19 protein-coding genes, 1 pseudogene and 1 other annotated feature are annotated in these 19810 nt (G+C 50.1%); of the genes and pseudogenes, 8 read left to right on the top strand and 12 right to left on the bottom strand.

What is annotated here, in order from left to right; translation table 11 throughout:
• Positions 1–3: 3 nt before the first annotated feature.
• Positions 4–1599, bottom strand: a pseudogene (gene trpD / locus M495_RS26035) (bifunctional anthranilate synthase glutamate amidotransferase component TrpG/anthranilate phosphoribosyltransferase TrpD).
• Complete coding sequence (locus M495_RS13120) at positions 1599–3158, bottom strand: anthranilate synthase component 1 (RefSeq protein WP_020827151.1); 1560 nt, start codon at positions 3156–3158, stop codon at positions 1599–1601. Before M495_RS13120 ends, trpD begins: the two are co-directional and overlap by 1 nt.
• A 27-nt stretch (positions 3159–3185) precedes the next feature.
• Positions 3186–3289, bottom strand: a sequence feature (Trp leader region).
• 243 nt (positions 3290–3532) lie between these two features.
• Between M495_RS13120 and rnm the strand changes: the two genes are divergently transcribed.
• The 4 genes from rnm (at position 3533) to M495_RS13100 (ending at position 6512) form a co-directional block, all read left to right on the top strand.
• A complete protein-coding gene (rnm, locus tag M495_RS13115) occupies positions 3533–4420 on the top strand; it encodes an RNase RNM (protein WP_020827150.1) in 888 nt (295 codons plus the stop codon).
• A 48-nt stretch (positions 4421–4468) separates the two neighbouring features.
• Positions 4469–5089, top strand: a complete 621-nt coding sequence (locus M495_RS13110; RefSeq protein ID WP_020827149.1) for an L-threonylcarbamoyladenylate synthase — start codon at positions 4469–4471, stop codon at positions 5087–5089.
• A 118-nt stretch (positions 5090–5207) separates the two neighbouring features.
• Positions 5208–5567 carry a Rap1a/Tai family immunity protein gene (locus M495_RS13105; RefSeq protein WP_020827148.1) on the top strand — a complete coding sequence of 120 codons (360 nt, stop codon included), beginning with the start codon at positions 5208–5210 and terminating at the stop codon, positions 5565–5567.
• Positions 5568–5714: 147 nt separating this feature from the next.
• On the top strand, positions 5715–6512 hold the full coding sequence (locus M495_RS13100) for an alpha/beta fold hydrolase (RefSeq protein ID WP_020827147.1): 798 nt from the start codon (positions 5715–5717) through the stop codon (positions 6510–6512).
• A gap of 543 nt (positions 6513–7055) precedes the next feature.
• Here M495_RS13100 and M495_RS13095 read toward each other — a convergent pair.
• Positions 7056–7763, bottom strand: a complete 708-nt coding sequence (locus tag M495_RS13095; RefSeq protein WP_020827146.1) for a DarT1-associated NADAR antitoxin family protein — start codon at positions 7761–7763, stop codon at positions 7056–7058.
• Between the two features lie 9 nt (positions 7764–7772).
• Complete coding sequence (locus M495_RS13090; RefSeq protein WP_020827145.1) at positions 7773–8408, bottom strand: DarT ssDNA thymidine ADP-ribosyltransferase family protein; 636 nt, start codon at positions 8406–8408, stop codon at positions 7773–7775.
• A 252-nt stretch (positions 8409–8660) separates the two neighbouring features.
• On the opposite strand from M495_RS13090, the gene M495_RS13085 reads away from it, so the two are divergent.
• Entirely contained in the window at positions 8661–9713 is a 1053-nt protein-coding gene (locus M495_RS13085) for a hypothetical protein (protein WP_020827144.1), read from the top strand.
• 140 nt (positions 9714–9853) lie between these two features.
• Here the strand turns inward: M495_RS13085 and M495_RS13080 are convergent, their stop codons facing one another.
• The 5 genes from M495_RS13080 to M495_RS24995 form a co-directional block, all read right to left on the bottom strand.
• The gene (locus tag M495_RS13080) at positions 9854–10414 is read right to left on the bottom strand and encodes a recombinase family protein (protein WP_020827143.1); all 561 of its coding nucleotides are present in this window, start codon (positions 10412–10414) and stop codon (positions 9854–9856) included.
• 583 nt (positions 10415–10997) lie between these two features.
• Positions 10998–12338, bottom strand: coding sequence for a primase-helicase family protein (locus M495_RS24670; protein WP_020827142.1), 1341 nt, complete (start codon positions 12336–12338; stop codon positions 10998–11000).
• Complete coding sequence (locus M495_RS25580) at positions 12304–12507, bottom strand: hypothetical protein (protein WP_144079315.1); 204 nt, start codon at positions 12505–12507, stop codon at positions 12304–12306. Before M495_RS25580 ends, M495_RS24670 begins: the two co-directional genes overlap by 35 nt.
• A gap of 11 nt (positions 12508–12518) precedes the next feature.
• Complete coding sequence (locus M495_RS13070) at positions 12519–13010, bottom strand: hypothetical protein (RefSeq protein ID WP_020827141.1); 492 nt, start codon at positions 13008–13010, stop codon at positions 12519–12521.
• A 120-nt stretch (positions 13011–13130) separates the two neighbouring features.
• Entirely contained in the window at positions 13131–13490 is a 360-nt protein-coding gene (locus M495_RS24995; protein WP_071846565.1) for a helix-turn-helix domain-containing protein, read from the bottom strand.
• A 264-nt stretch (positions 13491–13754) separates the two neighbouring features.
• On the opposite strand from M495_RS24995, the gene M495_RS13065 reads away from it, so the two are divergent.
• On the top strand, positions 13755–14006 hold the full coding sequence (locus tag M495_RS13065; protein WP_020827140.1) for a hypothetical protein: 252 nt from the start codon (positions 13755–13757) through the stop codon (positions 14004–14006).
• A gap of 333 nt (positions 14007–14339) precedes the next feature.
• On the opposite strand, the gene M495_RS13055 is transcribed toward M495_RS13065, so the two are convergent.
• The gene (locus M495_RS13055; RefSeq protein ID WP_020827139.1) at positions 14340–15983 is read right to left on the bottom strand and encodes a tyrosine-type recombinase/integrase; all 1644 of its coding nucleotides are present in this window, start codon (positions 15981–15983) and stop codon (positions 14340–14342) included.
• Positions 15984–16094: 111 nt separating this feature from the next.
• Here M495_RS13055 and rluB point away from each other — a divergent pair, with 111 nt between their 5' ends.
• Complete coding sequence (rluB, locus tag M495_RS13050) at positions 16095–16991, top strand: 23S rRNA pseudouridine(2605) synthase RluB (RefSeq protein ID WP_020827138.1); 897 nt, start codon at positions 16095–16097, stop codon at positions 16989–16991.
• Positions 16992–17035: 44 nt separating this feature from the next.
• Here rluB and cobO read toward each other — a convergent pair whose 3' ends face one another.
• Complete coding sequence (gene cobO, locus M495_RS13045; RefSeq protein WP_020827137.1) at positions 17036–17626, bottom strand: cob(I)yrinic acid a,c-diamide adenosyltransferase; 591 nt, start codon at positions 17624–17626, stop codon at positions 17036–17038.
• A 13-nt stretch (positions 17627–17639) separates the two neighbouring features.
• A complete protein-coding gene (locus M495_RS13040; RefSeq protein ID WP_020827136.1) occupies positions 17640–18401 on the bottom strand; it encodes a YciK family oxidoreductase in 762 nt (253 codons plus the stop codon).
• A gap of 358 nt (positions 18402–18759) precedes the next feature.
• Here M495_RS13040 and sohB point away from each other — a divergent pair, with 358 nt between their 5' ends.
• Complete coding sequence (sohB, locus tag M495_RS13035; protein WP_020827135.1) at positions 18760–19806, top strand: protease SohB; 1047 nt, start codon at positions 18760–18762, stop codon at positions 19804–19806.
• Positions 19807–19810: the final 4 nt, after the last annotated feature.

Below are 19810 nucleotides of genomic sequence, written 5' to 3'. Positions count from 1 at the left end.
CATTTATCCTCTTGCTGCCAGTGCGGTTACGCGCTCGTAAGCTTTCCCGCTGTGAATCATGTCCAGTGCCTGCTGTGCGTTTTGGCGCAGGTCTTCATGCCCGAATAACTTCAGCAGCAGCGCCACGTTAGCGGCCACCGCAGCGGCGTGCGCCGGGTCACCTTTACCTTGTAACAACCTTGCCAGAATGTCACGATTTTCTTCCGGCGAACCGCCCAGCAGGGCCTCCAGCGGGTAGCGTTGCAGCCCGAAGGATTCTGGCGTCAGCTGATAGCTTTCAATTTCGCCGTTGTTCAGCTCGGCCACGTGGGTCGCGGTGTGGATCGCCACTTCATCCATGCCACCGCCGTGCACAACAGCGGCTCGTTGGTAACCCAGCACGCGCAGGGTTTCGGCAATCGGCAGCACCAATTCTGGGCTATAAACGCCGATCAGCGCCAGCGGCGGACGCGCCGGGTTGATCAGCGGGCCAAGTACGTTGAATACCGTACGGGTTTTCAACTGCTGACGTACCGGCATCGCATGGCGGAAACCGGTGTGATACTGCGGCGCAAACAGGAAGCATACGCCCAGGTCATCCAGCGCTTGGCGCGCCTGTTCCGCTGGCAGATCCAGACGAATGCCGAACGCCGCCAGCAGATCGGATGATCCTGACCGACTGGAAACGCTGCGGTTACCGTGTTTTGCCACTTTGGCGCCGCACGCGGCCGCCACAAAGGCGCTGGCGGTGGAAATATTAATGCTGTTGGTGCCGTCCCCGCCGGTGCCGACGATATCGGCAAATGGGTAGTCCGGGCGCGGGAACGGCAGGGCATCGGCCAGCAGCGCTTTAGCCGCGCCGGCGATCTCTTCCGGACGTTCGCCGCGAATTTTCATGCTGATCAGCGCCGCGGCCAACTGGCTTGGCTCCAGCTCACCGCGAACAATGGCGCTGAACAACTGCTGGCTTTCCTGCTGGTTCATCGACTCTGAGCGGTACAGTTTTTCAAGAATAGTTTGCATCGTCGTTTCCTCTCGTTATTTCGCCAGCGCCCAGGCCAGAGTTTGCTCAAGCAAACGCGCGCCGTGAGTGGTCAGGATAGATTCCGGATGGAACTGGAAACCGCATACGCGATGCTTGTCATGACGAACTGCCATCACCATGTCGCCGAAGTGGGCGTTAACGGTGAGTTCGGCCGGGATATTGCTGCCGACCAGGGAATGATAACGGGCTACCGGCAGTGGGTTCACCATACCGGCAAACATCCCTTCGCCATCGTGGCTGATGGCCGACGCCTTGCCATGCAGGATTTCCCCGGCCTGGCCGACGTGCCCGCCATAGGCTTCGACGATTGCCTGATGGCCGAGACAGATGCCGATAATGGGTAACTGGCCGCGCAGGCGCTGCAACAGCTCCGGCATGCAGCCGGCTTCGGCCGGTGTACCCGGGCCAGGAGACAGCATCAGCACCGGCTGGGCCAGCTGCTGAAGGCGCTCGATAATCACCTCGGCAGAAATTTGGTTGCGATAAATCACCACCTGGTGGCCGCTGGCGCGCAGCTGATCGACCAGGTTGTAGGTAAAGGAATCAACGTTATCGAGCAGTAAGATATCGGCCATCAGAACACCTCCTTGGCCTGGTGCGCACTGGCAATGGCGCGCAGCACGGCACGTGCCTTATTACGGGTTTCATCGGCTTCCGCCTGTGGTACAGAATCCAGCACTACGCCGGCACCGGCTTGCACGGTGGCAATGCCGTCTTCAACATACGCGGAACGGATGACAATACAGGTATCCAAATCACCGGTGGCGGTGAAGTAACCCACTGCGCCGCCGTAGCTGCCACGACGGGTGCCTTCGGAAGCGGCGATCAGCTGCATGGCGCGCACTTTAGGTGCTCCGCTCAACGTGCCCATGTTCATACAGGCCTGATAGGCGTGCAGCACGTCAAGGTCGGCGCGCAAGGTGCCGATCACACGGGAAACCAGGTGCATCACGAAAGAGTAGCGGTCCACTTTGGTCAGATCGGCTACGTAGCGGCTGCCGGCCTGGCAGATGCGCGCCAGATCGTTTCGCGCCAGATCGACCAGCATCAGGTGCTCAGCCAGCTCTTTATGGTCAGTACGCATTTCCAGCTCGATACGGCTGTCCAGATCCAGGTCCAGTGAACCGTCGGCACGACGACCGCGTGGGCGGGTACCGGCAATCGGGTAGATTTCAATCTGGCGGTTGTTGGCGTCGTATTTCAAGGCACTTTCCGGCGACGCGCCGAACAGGGTGAACTCGTCATCCTGCATAAAGAACATATAGGGGCTTGGATTGTTGTCTTTCAGCGTCTGATACGCGGCCAGCGGGGCCGGGCAGGGCAGCGAGAAACGACGCGACGGCACCACCTGGAAAATTTCGCCCTGACGAATGGCTTGTTGCAGCTCGCTGACCACGGCACCGTATTCTTCATCGGTCTGGTTGCAGCTCAGCTGCATGTTTTCCAGCTTCTGGTGAGGGATGGGTTGCGGCGTCTGTTTCAATTGAACCTGCAGCTGTTCCAGGCGCAGTTGCAAGCGTTGCTCCTCGGTCGGGTCGGCCGTGAATACGCTGGCCTGCAGACGGGCGACGCCGCGCTGGTGATCCAGCACCAACAGGGTTTCCGCCAAATAGAAGCAGAAGTCCGGGCAGCGCTGATCCTGACGCAGTGCCGGCAGGTCTTCGAAGCCGGCGACCAAGTCGTAAGCAAACAGGCCACCAAACATGACGGCTTCACGTTCGTCGGCGGGAGAATCCACCAATGTTAGCAGGGTGCGCAGCGCATCAAATACCGACAGCGACCGCAGGCGAGCGTCTTCATCCTGGATAGCGTCAATCGGCGGGAAAGTCAGTTCCCGGCCGTTAGGGCGCACCTGAATCTGTACTTCAGGCGGCAGCGCCTCATCCAGCAGCGGCAGCATTGCCGCACCGTTGGCGGTCAGCGCCTGCAGGGTGACGATACGACCCAGTGCGGTGATACGCAGGGCACTGTCGATCACCAGCAGGCTTTGCAGGTTTTGCTTGCTGTTGATTTCAGCGGATTCCAACAGCAAGGTTGCCGGACGCGCGCCACACAACTGGTGGAAAATGGTGGTCGGATCGCCCCGGTAACTGGCCTCCGCCTTCAGTAATTTAAGCTGTGGTTTGATTTTCATCTTGGGTCTTCCAGTTAAAATTTGTCCATAAAAAAGCCCGCGTTACCAGCGGGCTTAGGGAATCTGCAGTGTCAGATGACAGGTATGCGTGATTACACCGCCCGCGAAAGGGAGGTACGCCACCAACGAAGAAGAGAAGTTTGCTTATTCATTTCTGTGCTCTCTTGTTTATCATCCAACCAGGGTATCGCCCTGAACTTGTGTACTAGTTAACTGGTTCGAGAGAATAAAGTCAACCCTCTTTTCACACAATGTTTTAGCCGCAAGCGTGAATAATTTTCATCGAGAGGAACAGGCCGTCGGCCAGAATAGATTTCCGTCCTGCGGGCGAACGCGGGTATGATAGAAGGCCAAACCTTTGACGGATATTTCTTTTGACAGACAGCAGCCCCCAGCCTTCCGCCTTTACCCTGTACGATCTCCACAGCCATACCACCGCCTCTGACGGCTATTTGACGCCGGCGCAGTTGGTGCAGCGGGCCGTCGAGATGCGGGTAGGCGTATTGGCGATTACCGACCACGACACCACCGAAGGTTTAGCCGCCGCAGCCGCAACCATTGCCGAGCTGTCGTTACCGCTGCAGTTGGTGAACGGGGTGGAGATCTCCACGCTGTGGGAAAATCATGAGATTCATATCGTGGGTCTGGGGATTGAAACTGCACATCCGGCGATGGTGCAATTGTTGGCCGAGCAGACTGAGCGCCGCAACCTGCGCGCACAGGAAATTGGCATCCGGCTGGCGAAAGCGCGTATTGACGGTGCATTTGAAGGCGCGCAAAAGTTGGCGGACGGTGGGGCGGTGACGCGTGGTCACTTCGCCCGTTATCTGGTGCAGATTGGCATCGCAGACAATATGGCTCAGGTGTTCAAGAAATACCTGGCCAAAGGCAAAACCGGCTACGTTCCGCCACAGTGGTGTACAATAAAACAAGCCATTGATGTGATTCATCAATCCGGCGGTCAGGCGGTGATAGCGCATCCGGGCCGTTACGACCTGACGGCCAAATGGCTGAAACGGTTGTTGGCGCACTTTGCCGAACAAGGGGGGGATGCGATGGAGGTTGCCCAGTGTCAGCAGGCACCGCATGAGCGTTCGCAACTGGCAAAGTATGCGCAGGAATATCAATTATTGGCGTCGCAGGGCTCTGACTTTCATCAGCCCTGCTCGTGGATCGAACTGGGCCGCAAACTGTGGTTACCCGGCGGGGTTGAACCCGTGTGGCGTGACTGGCCACAACCGCAGCAGGGCAAGGTCAGTTGATTTAACGTGGGCGATGCCGCCCGCGTGCATCATTTTTAGGAGCAAGTCATGAGTCAGCTTTTTTATATCCATCCAGATAACCCACAACCGCGCCTGATCAACCAAGCGGTGGATGTGCTGCGTAAAGGTGGGGTGATCGTCTATCCTACCGATTCCGGCTACGCGTTGGGTTGCAAACTGGAAGACAAGACGGCTATGGAACGCATCTGCCGTATCCGTCAATTGGACAGCAATCATAATTTTACCTTGATGTGCCGCGATCTGTCCGAGCTGTCTACTTACGCTTATGTCGACAATACCGCGTTTCGACTGATCAAGAACAACACCCCCGGCAACTACACGTTCATTCTGAAAGCGACCAAAGAAGTCCCGCGTCGCCTGATGAACGACAAGCGTAAAACCATCGGTCTGCGCGTGCCGTCTAACCCGATTGCGTTGGCGCTGCTGGAAGTGCTGAATGAGCCGATGATGTCGACCACGTTGATGCTGCCAGGCAATGATTTTGCCGAATCCGATCCGGAAGAGATCAACGATCATCTGGGCAAGCAGGTGGATCTGGTGATCCACGGCGGCTTCCTGGGCCAGCAACCGACCACGGTGATTGATCTGACCGAGTCCGCGCCGGAAGTGGTGCGTGAAGGGGCAGGCGACGCAACGCCTTTCCGTTGATGCATAATTACGCTGCCGCTTTTGCTCATTTTCTGAAAAGTGGCGGTAACGGCGTCATTTGCCGGTAAAGCCGCTATTCTACAATATCAAAAACTGATAATAGGCAGGATGCGTAGCAATGATTAAGCGGATTTCTCTTTTGGTGGCCATATTGTTTTCCTCTGCGGCCAGCGCGGGTTTTTATTCCGGCAGCGCCTTGCTGTCGGAAACCAGCGGCTATGTGAAAAATAAGAACGGAGCAGCTACCGTCGCCGAAGCGCTCGACGGCGGGATGTTTATGGGCTATGTGGCCGGCGTATTCGATACCTTCTCAATGCAGGGCAATCGTAGCATTTGTCCGGATGCCGGGATGAGCGTGGGGATGGCGGCGGACGCGGTGATGCAGTATTTAAATGAACACCCGGAACAGCTTCACTATTCCGCGCCTTCGGTGATTATGCTGGCATTAACCGCCGCTTATCCCTGTGAACGGCATTAATCGCGTTTTTTTAGTGCGTATTTTTTCATTAGGTGCGAAGCCCCTTATTTAGCATCTATTCCAATAGATGAAACTGACGAAGGCTGTCATTTTACTGCTAATGCACAAATCCCCTTATCGTGGGGGATATGACGTTTAGGAGACAAAATGACAGCGTTTCGCCATGGCACCCTTTCTCTCGATTATCATGATTCCGGTTCAGGCCCGCTGACGTTGGTCCTGCTGCCCGGTTGGTGTGAACCAAAAACCGTATTTGCCCCCTTTACCGCACTGGCGTCGCAAAAGTATCGGGTGATCAGCCTCGACTGGCGGGGGCACGCTCTGTCTGATCGCGATGCCGGACTCTCCCTTGGCGCACAGGATCTGCTGGCAGATCTCCAGCAATTGCTGCTTGAGTTGCAAGTGGAGCGGTTTGTGACTCTGTCGGTAGCGCACGCCAGTTGGATAGCGGTGGCGTTGGCCGAGAACATGCCGCAGCAGATGCAGGGAATGGTGTTTCTCGATTGGATCATGACCCAGCCTGAGCCTGCATTTTTCGATTCCGTTCAGCAAATGCAGCGGCCTGAACACTGGCTAGCGGCGCGTGATGATTTATTCACATTCTGGCAGGGCGGTATTGAACACCCACAGGTAAAACAGCATTTGACCGTTGAAATGGCGCAGGAGGATTATCGCGTTTGGCAGGCCGCCGGCGTGGCGATTGAGCAAGCCTACAGACAATACGGTTCGCCGCTAAACCGGCTGGGGGAATTGACCTCACCGCCTGCTTGCCGGCATATTTACTCACTGGATCGTGGCGAAGACTATTTGCGGCAACAGCAGAGCTTTGCCGCCAACCATCCATTTTTCTCGGTCGTGCGGCTGGAGAATGCCCGTACTCACCTTGGTATTCTTGAGCAGCCAGCGGCAGTGTATCGGGCGGTAGTCGATTTCCTCGATGATTAATCCGTTTTCCGAGTAGGTTATAAAGCGGGGGCAGACCCGCTTTTCAGCGAGTTCTCACGCAATCGATAGCTTTCGATAATCGACCAGACAACAAAGTGGGTTTCAACCCTATTGAAAGCCTGTATAATGCGCGGTTCGATCCAAGTAAACGTATTGTTACCGCTGTGGCGCCTGACGCCGCGACGGTCATCCCCCCGACGCCTGTGAAGGCGCAACTGAATTTTAATTTCACGTTAAAAAACAAAGTGTTGAAACCTATTTTCAAGTCTATTCTCTTTGCTGTATGACATGAACTATTCCAGCATTTAACACTACACGTGTTACAGAGCACATTAGTGGTTTGTATCACGGGAATAGACTCATCTTTATTCGTAGGAGAGAGCAGAAAGTGTGGGAACGATGATGGGTTCAGTTGAAGGATTTAGCTCGTTCCCACTTTTATACCCCTACACGAAAGAGCAATATTCAATGTCTCAGTAGCATGGGGTGCTAAGTTTGCACACTGAATAATGAGACTGACATGCCTCAGTCGGAGCATATGTCTTAGAAGCCGAAACCTGATTGGGTAGTTTCATCTTGTTGTGTGTTACTAATAGACACGTTTTTAATAGCGTCTAGGAAGTTTTCCTTTGAAGAAACAACCTCATCTAGTTTGCCTAATTTACACAGTGTGACGTAAAGCGCAGCAGAGTAGGCCTGACAATTGATTGAACGCTCAGGATTAAACTCGATATCTGTAAATGCATCATATTCAATGATTTGCTCTGCAAGTTGGGGCTGTTTTCTCAATGCACTAATGTAGAGCCAGTCATAAAAAGCTGTTTGTGGTTCCAATTCCCATTCGGTGCCAAAAAACTTGAAGTTTTTGAGCCGTCCGGAAGTTAAGAGGCGCTTATCTTTTTTTGCTTCGCGGGGGGGCATATCATACATGTCTGTGTATGGGCCTCCATGTTGAAAAACCTTACTTCCTTGAAATGCACATTCAATAGTCAAGGTTCGTTGTTGTTTCAACGTGGTGAACGATAGATTGAAAGCGCTTAGAGCAATGCCAAGGTTATCACGTGACTTGCTGGAAATTTCCAGAACTTTGTTCACGTTTGGTAAGCAGTCGATAGCCGCGTCGTGTAGAGAATCTATCGACTTTTGCTTCTGTGAAACGGACATGCCAGGAAACCAAGTGAAGTCTATAAGCTCAGTTTTGACATAAAGTGATTTTTCACCAGTAGGGATGTATACGGGTCTTTGTGCCATTGAATAACCTTAACGAACGTATGAACGGGAGGCGAAGAATCCACCGCCAACAGGATTGATTTGTGCTGGTCTCTCCCCAAGTAATTTCTCGAAATTATTCTTGGTTTCTAGATTGTTAAAAGCAGCCGCAAAAATGTATTGAGGTTCTATAACGTCAAATACTAACACCTCTGCTTGCACATCTGTAGTATCGAAGGTTTTCAAACGTTGTTCTTGTCTAGATGCCAGCCCTTCGGTTTCATCGAACATTCCAGATAAAGACGCCGGAGTTTGCAATGCTTCTAGTAACTGACCACTGATTCTCGCATCAGCAGCGTTGTAGCGGCAGAATGCACAGTTTTTTAACCATAAAACTGAAGGGTCAACACCTAACACAATCCAATTTACATCTGGATTTTCTCGGCGATACTTGAAGAACATCTGGCAATTAGGAAGGGTAATTGACAGGCAAGATGCCTTGGTCCGGCCATCCCACCTAGCTTGATCATTTATTGCTGCTGTGATTTGTTTTTCTGCTGTATCGGCAATCGGAACAATGCCATGCTGCATGATACTTTCTAAGTTCTCTATGCGGGTAAAATGCACAAGTTGTTTGATCTCACGTTGAGCTACAATCTCTCTGATTTGTTGGATTTGCTGTGTCATTTTTGACCTTAATGATTATTTTTTCTTATAATTTATTGATTTTCAGAAAAATAAAAGCGTACACGGCCTCACTTTTTAAAATTAAGACTTTCTTTATGCTTTTTGATGGTTTTTTAGGTTTTATTACTGATAATTCAATGTAAATTCGTGTGCTTAACCATTATTGGTTGTTTTTGTGTTAATGTTATTTTTAATCAATTGGTTAGCTTTGTTTTCTAACTGCCATCACTGTCATTTAGAAGGAAAAGTAAAATGCAAGGTACGGGGAAATTGCTTATGCCTAATCTGTTGGAAACAGAAAGTGCTCGTGATTGGGTAAACAGCGCTATTGAGCGCCACTCAAAAGGTATTTATGGAAAACTTGTACCGGCGGTGCTTTGGACAGACGCTAGAGGTGATGATGGTGAACTCATAGTGCCAGCAGACCCTACTGAGCTTGTGGCAAAAATCAATAGAAATCCCTTCATCCTCTTGCATAACCATGATCCGGGGAGACCAAAAGGGCAGACGATTGAAAGTGCAAACTTCGTACATGAAAATGGCTCAAAATTCGTTGTTGCTATTTTAGGGTTCTATGCTGGTGGAGATGTTTTAGAATTCAATCAATTAGGTATCGATACTAATAAATTCGAGCGATCCCCTGAGGAACTTCCAGAGATACCAGATAACGCTTGGATTGAATTTGCAACTGATCCAAGAGAAGTTGATTCGAAGTGGTTAGAACAGGTTACCAACAGTGCCCCAATACAAATAAAATACGTAGAGCTTTCACATAACACAGCGGAAGTCACACAGGAACTGATCAGAATCGGCATTAGTTTTCTGGCGATAGTATGGAATCCATTCACAACATCAATTGCTTCTGAAGCTGGCAAACGTACCTATATAGCACTTCATGAATGGGTTCGTAAGTTACTCACAAAGTTAGCTGATAGAAAGAATCCATTGCTCGACATCAGCTCATATCAAGATGGCTGTCAGGTTTCTTTCCTGTTTAGGGGAAAAAATGTGAAGCTTCTCTATGCAGCTCATGACGCCCTCCCAGAAGCCGCTGCACAAGCAAAACAGCTAATTGGAACGTTGAGATCTAGAGGTAATCCACCACGACAGCTAACATATGAATGGGATCAAGAGTCTCTTCGATGGTATCCCACTTATACAGTTTTGGATGACAAAAGGATCATTGTAGACAGTGGGACATTGATTGCTCTCGAGAAACTTCCATCAGGATTAAGTCTTGGCATACGTAAAGGGAAAACAACAACGCCTGTATTAAAGTCTGCCCCTGAGGAGGAAGAAAAGTAACTACAGCTACTTCCTCGATGTTATGCGTAAAAAGCGGTGAAACTTTCATCTAATCATCATCCCGCACATTAGAAGCGTTGCTTAGCAGTCTTAACCCGCCCCCATGAACGATGCTAATATTTGGGAAATATCATAGGGGGTTATGCGGCTACTTTAAGCCGGTAGTATGTAGCCTTACTGATGTTCAACTCTGCCATGATCTGCTTAGGTGACAACCCCTGTGCTAGCAGTACCATAACTTGTTCGCTGGTGGCCTTGCTCGGTCTACCGCAGTGGACACCTTCACTCTGAGCACGCTTGATACCTGCTGTACGGCGTTCTGCTATTAGATCTTTCTCGAGCGATGCTAACCCAGCCATCATCGTTAGCATGGCCTTACCAACGGACGTAGACAGGTCGAACTCCTCCCTCAGGCTGATAACCTTCACGCCTTTCGCCTGTAGCATCTCAACGGTTGAGAGGACATCAATCGTGTTACGGCCTAAGCGGTCTATACCGATAACAATTAGCGTGTCACCTTCACGGACATAGTTCAGCAGGTCGCTGAAGCCTTTACGCTCTACCGCTTTTACAGAGCCGCTAACAGCTTCATCGCTGAACCACTTGCCAATCTGATAGCCAGCCTCTTTGATTTGTTTCTTCTGATTCTCAATAGTCTGCTCAGAAGTTGATACACGGACATAACCGATGACGGATGACATATAGGAAACTCATTGTCTTAAAAGTAAGTCTCATAATTATATTGTATCAAAATAGCCAAATCAACCTTTTGGGACATGGAAACACCCTGTTTCACATGCTCTTTTGTCAGTATCAAAAGGAGATGGTTTTGAGACTACACTGTCAACGCTTTCTTCATCCTGATTACTTGCCATTTGAGTTGAGAAAATCGGTATGAGCTCAACGCGGACAGACCAGACAGCACAGGCAATGGGGAGTAATCAATGAGAATTGCAGATTAATTTTAATCTGGCCTTAGCCATCCGGTAAAGCATGCCTTCTGCTTAACTTCCTTCACATTAGGTACTGTGGCACCAAATGCTTTCAGCTCGGCGAACTTTGCTGTGCCATAGCCATTGCCTACAGCATGTGACTTACCGACGTTCGTCACATGTATATGGTATATACCTAGGAAAAGCGTAAATCATGGTGGGGTTTGTCAGGTTAAATTAAAATTAACTTATAATTCAGCATGATGTGAAAAATTAACCGCAAGGTTGATGGTGGGGTTGGTGTGGGGTTGTTGAGCTCTAGGCTGGGGTTGAAGGGGGCCGAAGCCCCTACTCAGAATGGTGGTGACGATGAATCATAGACAGCAGGTGCATATTCTTGCGCAATGCAGTTACGAACATCACTAGTACTATAGCCCTTCGGTCTCCACCATACGGCTTTAGACCTCTCTCCTGTTATTGGATGAGAGACATTCTGGAATGGCTGACACTTTCCATATCCCCTTTCAGTGAGTGAATCAGCTACTGCCTGATGTGTACCTGGGAATGCTCGCCGTATTGCATCAAATTGGAAAACAGGCGTATGACTTAACCAAGAGTCTAATTCTATATCCAATACTGAAACCGAATTATTGACCATCTGTTTCAACGTAGATGATTGAGATATGTACTTATGATTGAAGTTCTGTAGATCCCGCCCCAAGAGCCACTCATGGATTACATTCAAGCCACCGCTATCAATCCAAGGTACAAGGACTTCTTGGATGAATGTTTGCGTTTCGGACAAATCGACTTTGTGAACCATAAAAGCAGGTGCATACCATCGCCTTTCGTTGCTCTCCAATTTTAGAGGGCAGATCTTATTACTGGAAAAAATAACTCTCGCATAAACTCTCTCTGTTCGTTCAGCCTCGTACAGAGGTCTGATCGTAACACTCTCTTCGGAGAGAATAGATTTGAGCTTATTCATCTGATTGCTGTTGGTTGTGTACATATCATCCATGTGTACAAGCATGTTCTTAGTAAACAGCTGGCTATGTTTCTCTGTCACTTGCGAAAAACTACTCACTGAAGCGGTCTGCTTACAAAGAAGCGGGGACAGGATTTTATCGAACAAGAATCCTTTCCCTGTGCCTGTATCTCCCGAAAATAGCAAGTGCCAAGAGGGACGCTGATCTGGACGCTGAAACATATGAGCAAGCCAATCGGACACAACCTCCCTGTCATCAATTGCCGGGAACAAACGTTCAAGATACTCAAGCCACGGTGCAGGATGGGGATCAAAGTTGTTCGCTGGTTCTTCCGCTCTATAGCACTTGTAGGTATTCACAGCCAACGTACCAGAAGCAAGAGGAACAAAAATTTCCGCCTCAAATGCCGGTCTAAATATATCACGAGTAACGAACGGTAATCGCCCATTCAGTTTATACCACCACGAAGGATCGTACTGTGTTCCTGAATCAATTGTGCGATTGTTCCTGTTTACCCATTGTCCAAAAAGACCTGAAATACTGTGGTAATTTAATACACTACCGTCAAGACAGTTAGACAGTTCCATCCCCATTTGAGTTGATTTAAGCATCCAACCAGCGCCTTTCAAATAATCAATAAACGCATTAAGTACACGATCTTCTGCATCTTCAGTTGCTACTTGTTTGCTTTGTTGCTTCGACATTCTTTCCCTCCACAGGAGACATAAAATTTAATAAGGCTGTTTGCAATTCAGGTGTTAAAGCAATCTGAGTCAGTACCTGCCGGATAAAGTTCGGCAAGGGAACATCGCCCCTTGCCTCTGTTATCCAATCGGCTACTTTTGCACTTACGGTAATATTATTCAACTTCATAGGATTACCCTTCATGCGGGGTTAGTTAGGAAAGCACGGATCCTCTCACGCATTGCATGCTGTTCAATGATTGCCTGTTCTTGAGCCTTCACTTCTGCGTCATTTGCCGCTTGCGCCGTTAAAGCGTCAATTTCATGCTCTAAAGCAACCGACAGTTCCGCCTGATACCGTTCCACCTCCTGTTGTCGAACTACACCTATTTCCTTTTCAATAAGTTCCGTTGGCTTACGTAGCGCAACGCTCATGAATGTAGGACTAGCTTGAACTGGATTTGGAATACTGATATCAAAGCGCCATCCACTCAAAATCAGTTCCTCCAGTTTCGTCATTAACATCGGTGGTCTTTCAGAAAACCGCTGTACTTTCTGAGTTGCATCGTATCGAGTTAAGGCTTCGTCAACCCGTCGTTGCAGCTCATTAGGGTCAGGCTGATATGCTTGCTTAATCTCCTCAAAGAATGTTTTCAGCTCTTCAGGAATAACTGCCTTATTTCTTGTACTCATGGATAATTCTCCTTCCATTAATTAACTTAACGAACAGCCAAACGCGCAAAACCCCACAGGGGAAAATACCCGTGTCAGGTACGGTATGGTGTTTCAAAAGGTTTAAGATTAACGGCTGTTTTAATAACCGGTGTGGTAGACCTGTCCACATGAGGAACAAGCATTATTGCTTCCATCATGGATAAGAAACCAACGTTGAATAGATGCCTTATCAACAATAAAGTCAGCCAAGCCACATTCTGCCAATATCTGCAAAACGCGATATGTGGTAGATAATGGAACATCTGTCTTCTTAGCAATCAAATCAACGCCTGTCGGAAACGGCAGGGATGCCAGATAGTGCAGTATGCTAATGCGTTGAACAGTCAGTATCTGCCCCACGTCATTTAAGATCCCGCTCAATTCTTTACGTTGTATATCGGTAGGTTTATAGAACTCAGGTGGGGTGTAGCTATGTGAACTCAAATAAGCAGCCTCCATTTGTAATTATGCCATGTATATATTTTACCATACAAATCAGCAAATGAGAATAGTTATCATTTAAAAAAATCAACAATAAACCAGCACCACGGCAACTATTAGCAGCCTTATAAGTTACCTTGGCAACGTGCTACACCTCAATCATTTTGATCGTTAAAAACGATCGAAATCAATTGATTGATAGTTACTACAGATCAATAATGTTTGGAATATTTTTTATCCTGTTCTTAACCATATGTAAAACATAACAAAATTAGGATTAACATGAAATCGAATCTCTTTCTGGGTAGCATCTTGCTTGCCGCAAGCTTTGGGGTGTCTGCAAATGATACGGGGAGCCAAGAGTTAAAAGACGAAGCACGTTCAGTCATAAGGTCAGCAGGTTATAAATGCAACGTAGTAAATGGTGCCTACGCCAAGTGGTCTGGCGGTGCTGTAGAGGTTTACTGTGATGATATCTATCACTACACAATCAAAGATCGCGGCGGTAGGTACATAGTGATCGTCAATGATTGAACAATGAAAAATAACAAAGCATTGATGCATTGAGAAGTAAACCTGCCAGTAGAGGACAACTGGCAGGGCTTTAACATCCTTAAAACTCTTGGCGAGACACCATTGATGCATTTACTGAAGATATTAGCACTATGTGGATTATTAATGCTGTCGAAAAGTTATGCTTCGGTCAACACTCTCACATTGATTGATTCCTATCCAACTCGAGGTGGGAAGGTTTGCGTCTACAGTGATGGTCACAGAACTGAGACAACAGTAAAGAAAGGAGCTGGCAGTTGCCCCAGCAAGAGGATATTTCATTGAACATAGGTTAAGCCCTCATAACAAATCGTGTTATTCATGCTGACAATCTACAACAGGGAGCAAATCAATGAGGGGAGGGGTGTGATTGTATGTGTCAGTTATTCCTAGATTTTTCTTATGACTGTGACCAACTGCAAATTTAACTAGCGTACTATTGCCTATGCTGCGTAGAGCTTTACTGATAAATGTATGTCGTAAGCTGTGAATGCGTCTTTTGAACCCAAACTCTGTGTAATCGGGCATGGATAGTTCCCTCATTATTTCTACCCATTTATTCGTGATAGTCGTGTAGTCCGGTAGATCGCCGAACACAAGGTCATCTACTGCCATTGGGGCAATACGTCCGAACAGTCCATCCTCTAAGTTTTTGTGGATTGGGATCTGGCGTTTAGCATGGTTTGTCTTACCACCCTCGATGAAAATGTACCAGCGACTCGTTTCATCATCTTGTCTGATGTGGTGTTTCCGAATATCGGCAATCTCGCCACGGCGAGCACCTGTATAGATAAGGGTCAGGAAATAGTATTTACGCCAGTCGTGGTCTGGTAAATTCTCAAGGTGGCGCTTAATACTATTCATTTCACTGGCGCTGTAGTTACCGCCCCTGTTAGGTTTGGTTTCGTAATTGATCCCTTTTGTGGGTGAGGTAGTGAGCAGGTCCTCACGCTCCACAAGGTAAGTTTTGAAGAATGAACGCCAAATTTTTAAATGTTTGTGTACGTGTTCACTTGAGATCAAATCCTCCTCAGGGACATCGTAGGCGATACATTCGGCAAGGCTCATGCTTGAGTAAGGTTTACGGGTTCTCGTTGGTAGATTTTCTGCTACCCTCAGGGCCTCTCTGATCTGCTGCCTACTGATGCCGTCTACTGAGATATCTCCCACTACATAGAGCAAAACCTCATAGAAGCGTTGATTCTCACTAGCGACTGACCGCCGCCATTTCTGCCCCTTGTCGGCAACATACATTTTCCAAGCCTCTGACAACCGTATAGCCGAAGCGGAGGGTTGCTGCTGTGGGGTGTGGTTCTGTATAGGCTTTTTATCTGAGAGGATCTTTACCTGTTCCTTAAGTGATCCCAAAATTTGGCGATACTTCAAGAAGTCGTCCGAATAGAACGCCTCATAGGCTTGGTACTTCATAGCTAGGGACATATCGATCTGGCTAACGACATCACTCATTTCCTCCGGTAGCCCCTCAGGATTAATCCCCCGGTAACGCAGGGAATGTTTGATAGCGGCCAAGCCAAAATCTGAGCCGGAATGAATGTTATCTATTGTTGCTCTCGCATAGCCAGAAGCGTCATTTTTCGTCGCTTCACGGTCAATACTCCCACCAAAGTATTCTTTCGTTAGTGCACCGAGTTTTGGCAGTCTTTCGACCTCTTCATAATCGCCTTCAAGGTGGCGAAACAGGAATGTATCTAAATCTTGTTTGGTGAGGTCTTTTAGACCGTTGAGTCTTGCCTTGAACTCATCTACAGACATTGCCCCAGATTGAACCAAAGGGATGTAAGGGGTCATTCTGGACATGGTAACTTGGGCCTGTTTCAAACTGTCAGTATTGAGTGATAAACGAACAAACTTTTTAGAATCATTCAGTCGGAAATTTGTGTAGAATGTCCGGCCACGCTGTATCGTGTGTGACAGTTTGTGTGACACCTTGTTTGACATGCTGTGTTCCAAAATGTTTGCAAGATTATAGGGTTATGGCGTTAGCGGCCGTAACTGATTGAAAGTATAGTATACGTTGACGTCTGTGAAGGCGACACTAGAGGTTGCTCAATGAGCGAAAAGTTACAGAAAGTTTTAGCGCGCGCCGGTCATGGCTCGCGTCGTGAAATCGAAACCATTATTGAAGCCGGGCGCGTCAGCGTCGACGGTAAAATTGCCAAACTGGGTGATCGCGTTGAAGTAACCCCTTCAATGAAAATCCGTCTGGATGGTCACGTCGTTTCGGTTAAAGAATCTGAAGAAGCGGTTTGCCGCGTGCTGGCTTATTACAAGCCGGAAGGCGAATTGTGTACTCGCAGCGACCCAGAAGGTCGCCCGACGGTCTTCGATCGCTTGCCCAAGCTGCGTGGTTCGCGCTGGGTAGCGGTAGGGCGCCTGGACGTCAATACCTCAGGCCTGTTGTTGTTCACCACCGACGGTGAACTGGCTAACCGCCTGATGCACCCAAGTCGTGAAGTTGAGCGTGAATATGCCGTGCGCGTATTTGGCCAGATTGACGACGAAAAAGTGAAGCAACTGAGCAAAGGCGTTCAACTGGAAGATGGCCCGGCGGCTTTCCGCACCATCACTTTCCAGGGTGGCGAAGGCATAAACCAGTGGTACAACGTAACCCTGACCGAAGGGCGTAACCGCGAGGTTCGTCGTCTGTGGGAAGCCGTTGGCGTTCAGGTTAGCCGCCTGATCCGCGTGCGTTACGGCGATATCGACCTGCCAAAAGGCATTCCTCGTGGCGGTTGGACCGAACTGGAATTGCCGGCGATCAACTACCTGCGCGAACTGGTTGACCTCAAGCCTGAAACCGTCAGCAAGATGCCTGTTGAGCGCGAGCGTCGCCGTGTGAAGGCTAACCAGATCCGTCGTGCCGTTAAGCGTCACACCCAGGTGGCTGGAAGCGGTCGCCGCAGTGCTGCGGGCAGCAAGCCGGGTAAACCGAGCAAACGCAGCTGATTATCACGCCGTAGCCCATTCAGGCTGCGGCGTTTTTCTTTTCGTTACCAGTCAATTCCCTGTTGTGCCTTGATACCCGCGTCAAACGCGTGCTTCACCGGCCGCATCTCGGTCACCGTATCCGCCAGCTCCAACAAATCACGATGGCAGCCACGCCCGGTGATGATCACCGTCTGGCGCGCAGGACGTTGTCGTAGCGCTTCCAGTAGCTCATCCAGTTCAAGGTAGCCGTAGCTGACCATATAGGTCAGTTCGTCCAGCAGCACCAGATCCAGGCTGCTGTCTGCCAGCATACGTTTGCCGTGTTGCCATACGGCCTGACAGGCGGCGGTATCGCTGGCCTTATCCTGTGTTTCCCAGGTAAAGCCGGTCGCCATCACCTGAAACTCGACGCCGTGCTGGTGCAGCAGATTTTTCTCACCGTTCGGCCATTCACCCTTGATGAACTGAATGACGCCAGCTTTCATCCCGTGGCCAACGGCCCGGGTCACGGTGCCAAACGCCGCAGTGGTTTTACCTTTACCGTTGCCGGTGAATACCAGCAGCAGCCCCCGCGCTTCCTGAGCAGCAGCAATGCGCGCATCCACCTGCTCTTTAAGGCGCTGTTGTCGTTGTTGGTGGCGATCTTCAGCCATGATAAAGCCCCTTTTATTCGGCCGCGCCGGGTTTACGGTTAGGTTGAGCGTCGAAACTCATACCGGTTTTACGGCGGCTGTCATCCCCCATCAAATAGAGGTAAAGCGGCATGATGTCAGCCGGGGTTTTTAGCTTGCTTTTGTCTTCGTCAGGAAACGCAGATGCGCGCATTTGGGTGCGAGTTCCGCCCGGATTGATACAATTTACCCGCAGATTGCGATTTTTGTATTCATCGGCCAGCACCTGCATCATGCCTTCGGTGGCGAATTTTGACACGGCGTAGGCGCCCCAGTTGGCACGCCCGGTGCGGCCAACGCTGGAACTGGTAAACACCAGCGATCCGGCGGGGGATTTCAACAGCAAAGGCAGTAGCGCCTGGGTGAGCATAAAGGTCGCATTGACGTTCACTTGCATCACCTCGTTCCACATCGTCATTGACAGCTCGGCCATCGGGGCGATGTCACCCAGCAGGCCGGCATTGTGCAACACGCCGTCGAGACGCGGGACGCGGGTTGCCAGCTCATTCGCCACCTGTTGGCACTGCTCTTGCGTAGTATGCAGCAGGTCCAGCGTGATGGTGTAAGTGGGGGCGTCGCTGAGTTTGGCGATTTCGGCCTGTACCGCCTTTAGTTTGCTTTCGGTACGGCCCAGCAACACCAATTGCGCGCCAAATTTGGCATAAGTGAGGGCGGCTTCGCGGCCGATGCCGTCACCGGCGCCGGTGACCAGAATAATACGTTGTTGCAACAGATCCTGCTTGGGTTGGTAATGCACAATAATTCCTCGCGCCTTGGTGGCTGGTCTCCCGCTTGCATCGGGGAGGGGGTGGATTGAGGGGCCATGACAGGAGCAAAGGCTCGACCGCATGCAGGCCCCGCAGCGAATTTGGATCATCATCTTGATGAATAATCCGTGTTATATGCCTTAAATGGATCGTATTTTCAATGATTAGGCGGCAGAAACGGCATTCTTTTGTAACAAAAATGGCAGGGGGCCAGCTTGGTTAAGCCAAAACCCGCCCACATAGTAAAGAGGCCGCACAAGGAATTTTTATTTAGTCGCGACAGCCACCGCTTCGGTTGGCTAGAATGAATGAGATAGTACTAACAACCTGTTAATAAAGGCGGAATCTGTGGAGTTTATATCTGTTTACGGCCTGTTTCTGGCCAAAGTCGCGACGGTTGTGATTGCCATCGCCGCGCTGGCGTTGCTGGCGGTCAGCCTTGGGCAACGCAAAGCCCGACACAAAGGGGAACTGCAGCTTACCGACCTCGGAGAACAATACCGGGACATGCAGCGCGATATGCGTTTGGCGCGGATGGGCGAAGCGGAACAAAAGGCCTGGAGCAAGCAGTTTAAAAAGCAGACCAAAGCCGACGATAAACTGAAGAAGCAACGTGCCAAAGCCGGGGCGGTGGAAGCTACCAAACCTTGTCTTTACGTGCTGGATTTCAAAGGCAGCATGGATGCCCATGAAGTGACTTCACTGCGCGAGGAAGTCTCCGCGGTGCTGGCCGTGGCGACGCCGCAAGATGAAGTTCTGCTGCGGTTGGAAAGCCCGGGCGGGGTGGTTCATGGCTACGGGTTGGCCTCATCGCAGTTGGCCCGTTTGCGTGCCGGCGGCATTCGCCTGACGGTCGCGGTAGACAAAGTCGCCGCCAGCGGCGGTTACATGATGGCCTGCGTGGCGGATCGCATTGTGGCCGCGCCCTTTGCCATCATTGGTTCGATCGGCGTCGTGGCGCAAATCCCGAACTTCCACCGCTTGCTGAAAAAGAATGATATTGATGTGGAGTTGCACACCGCCGGCGAGTTCAAACGCACATTGACGCTGTTTGGCGAAAACACCGAGCAGGGGCGTGAGAAGTTCCGTGAAGATCTGAACGAAACCCACGAACTGTTTAAAGAGTTTGTGCATCAGCAGCGCCCATCGCTGGATATCGACAGCGTGGCGACCGGTGAACACTGGTTCGGGACCCAGGCGAAAGAAAAAGGGTTGGTTGATGCAATTGGCACCAGTGACGATCTGCTGATTGCTGAAATGGAAAATCACGAGGTGGTGGGGGTGCGCTATGCACGTCGTAAACGCCTGATGGACCGTTTTACCGGCAGCGCGGCCGAAAGTGTCGATCGTCTGCTGTTACGTTGGTGGCAGCGCGGGGAAAAACCGCTGCTTTAAGCGT

This window comes from Serratia liquefaciens ATCC 27592 (assembly GCF_000422085.1).
GTDB classification, from domain to species: domain Bacteria; phylum Pseudomonadota; class Gammaproteobacteria; order Enterobacterales; family Enterobacteriaceae; genus Serratia; species Serratia liquefaciens.
The sequence above is the reverse complement of the archived record's forward strand: the minus strand, read 5'-3'. Positions and strand labels throughout refer to the sequence as shown.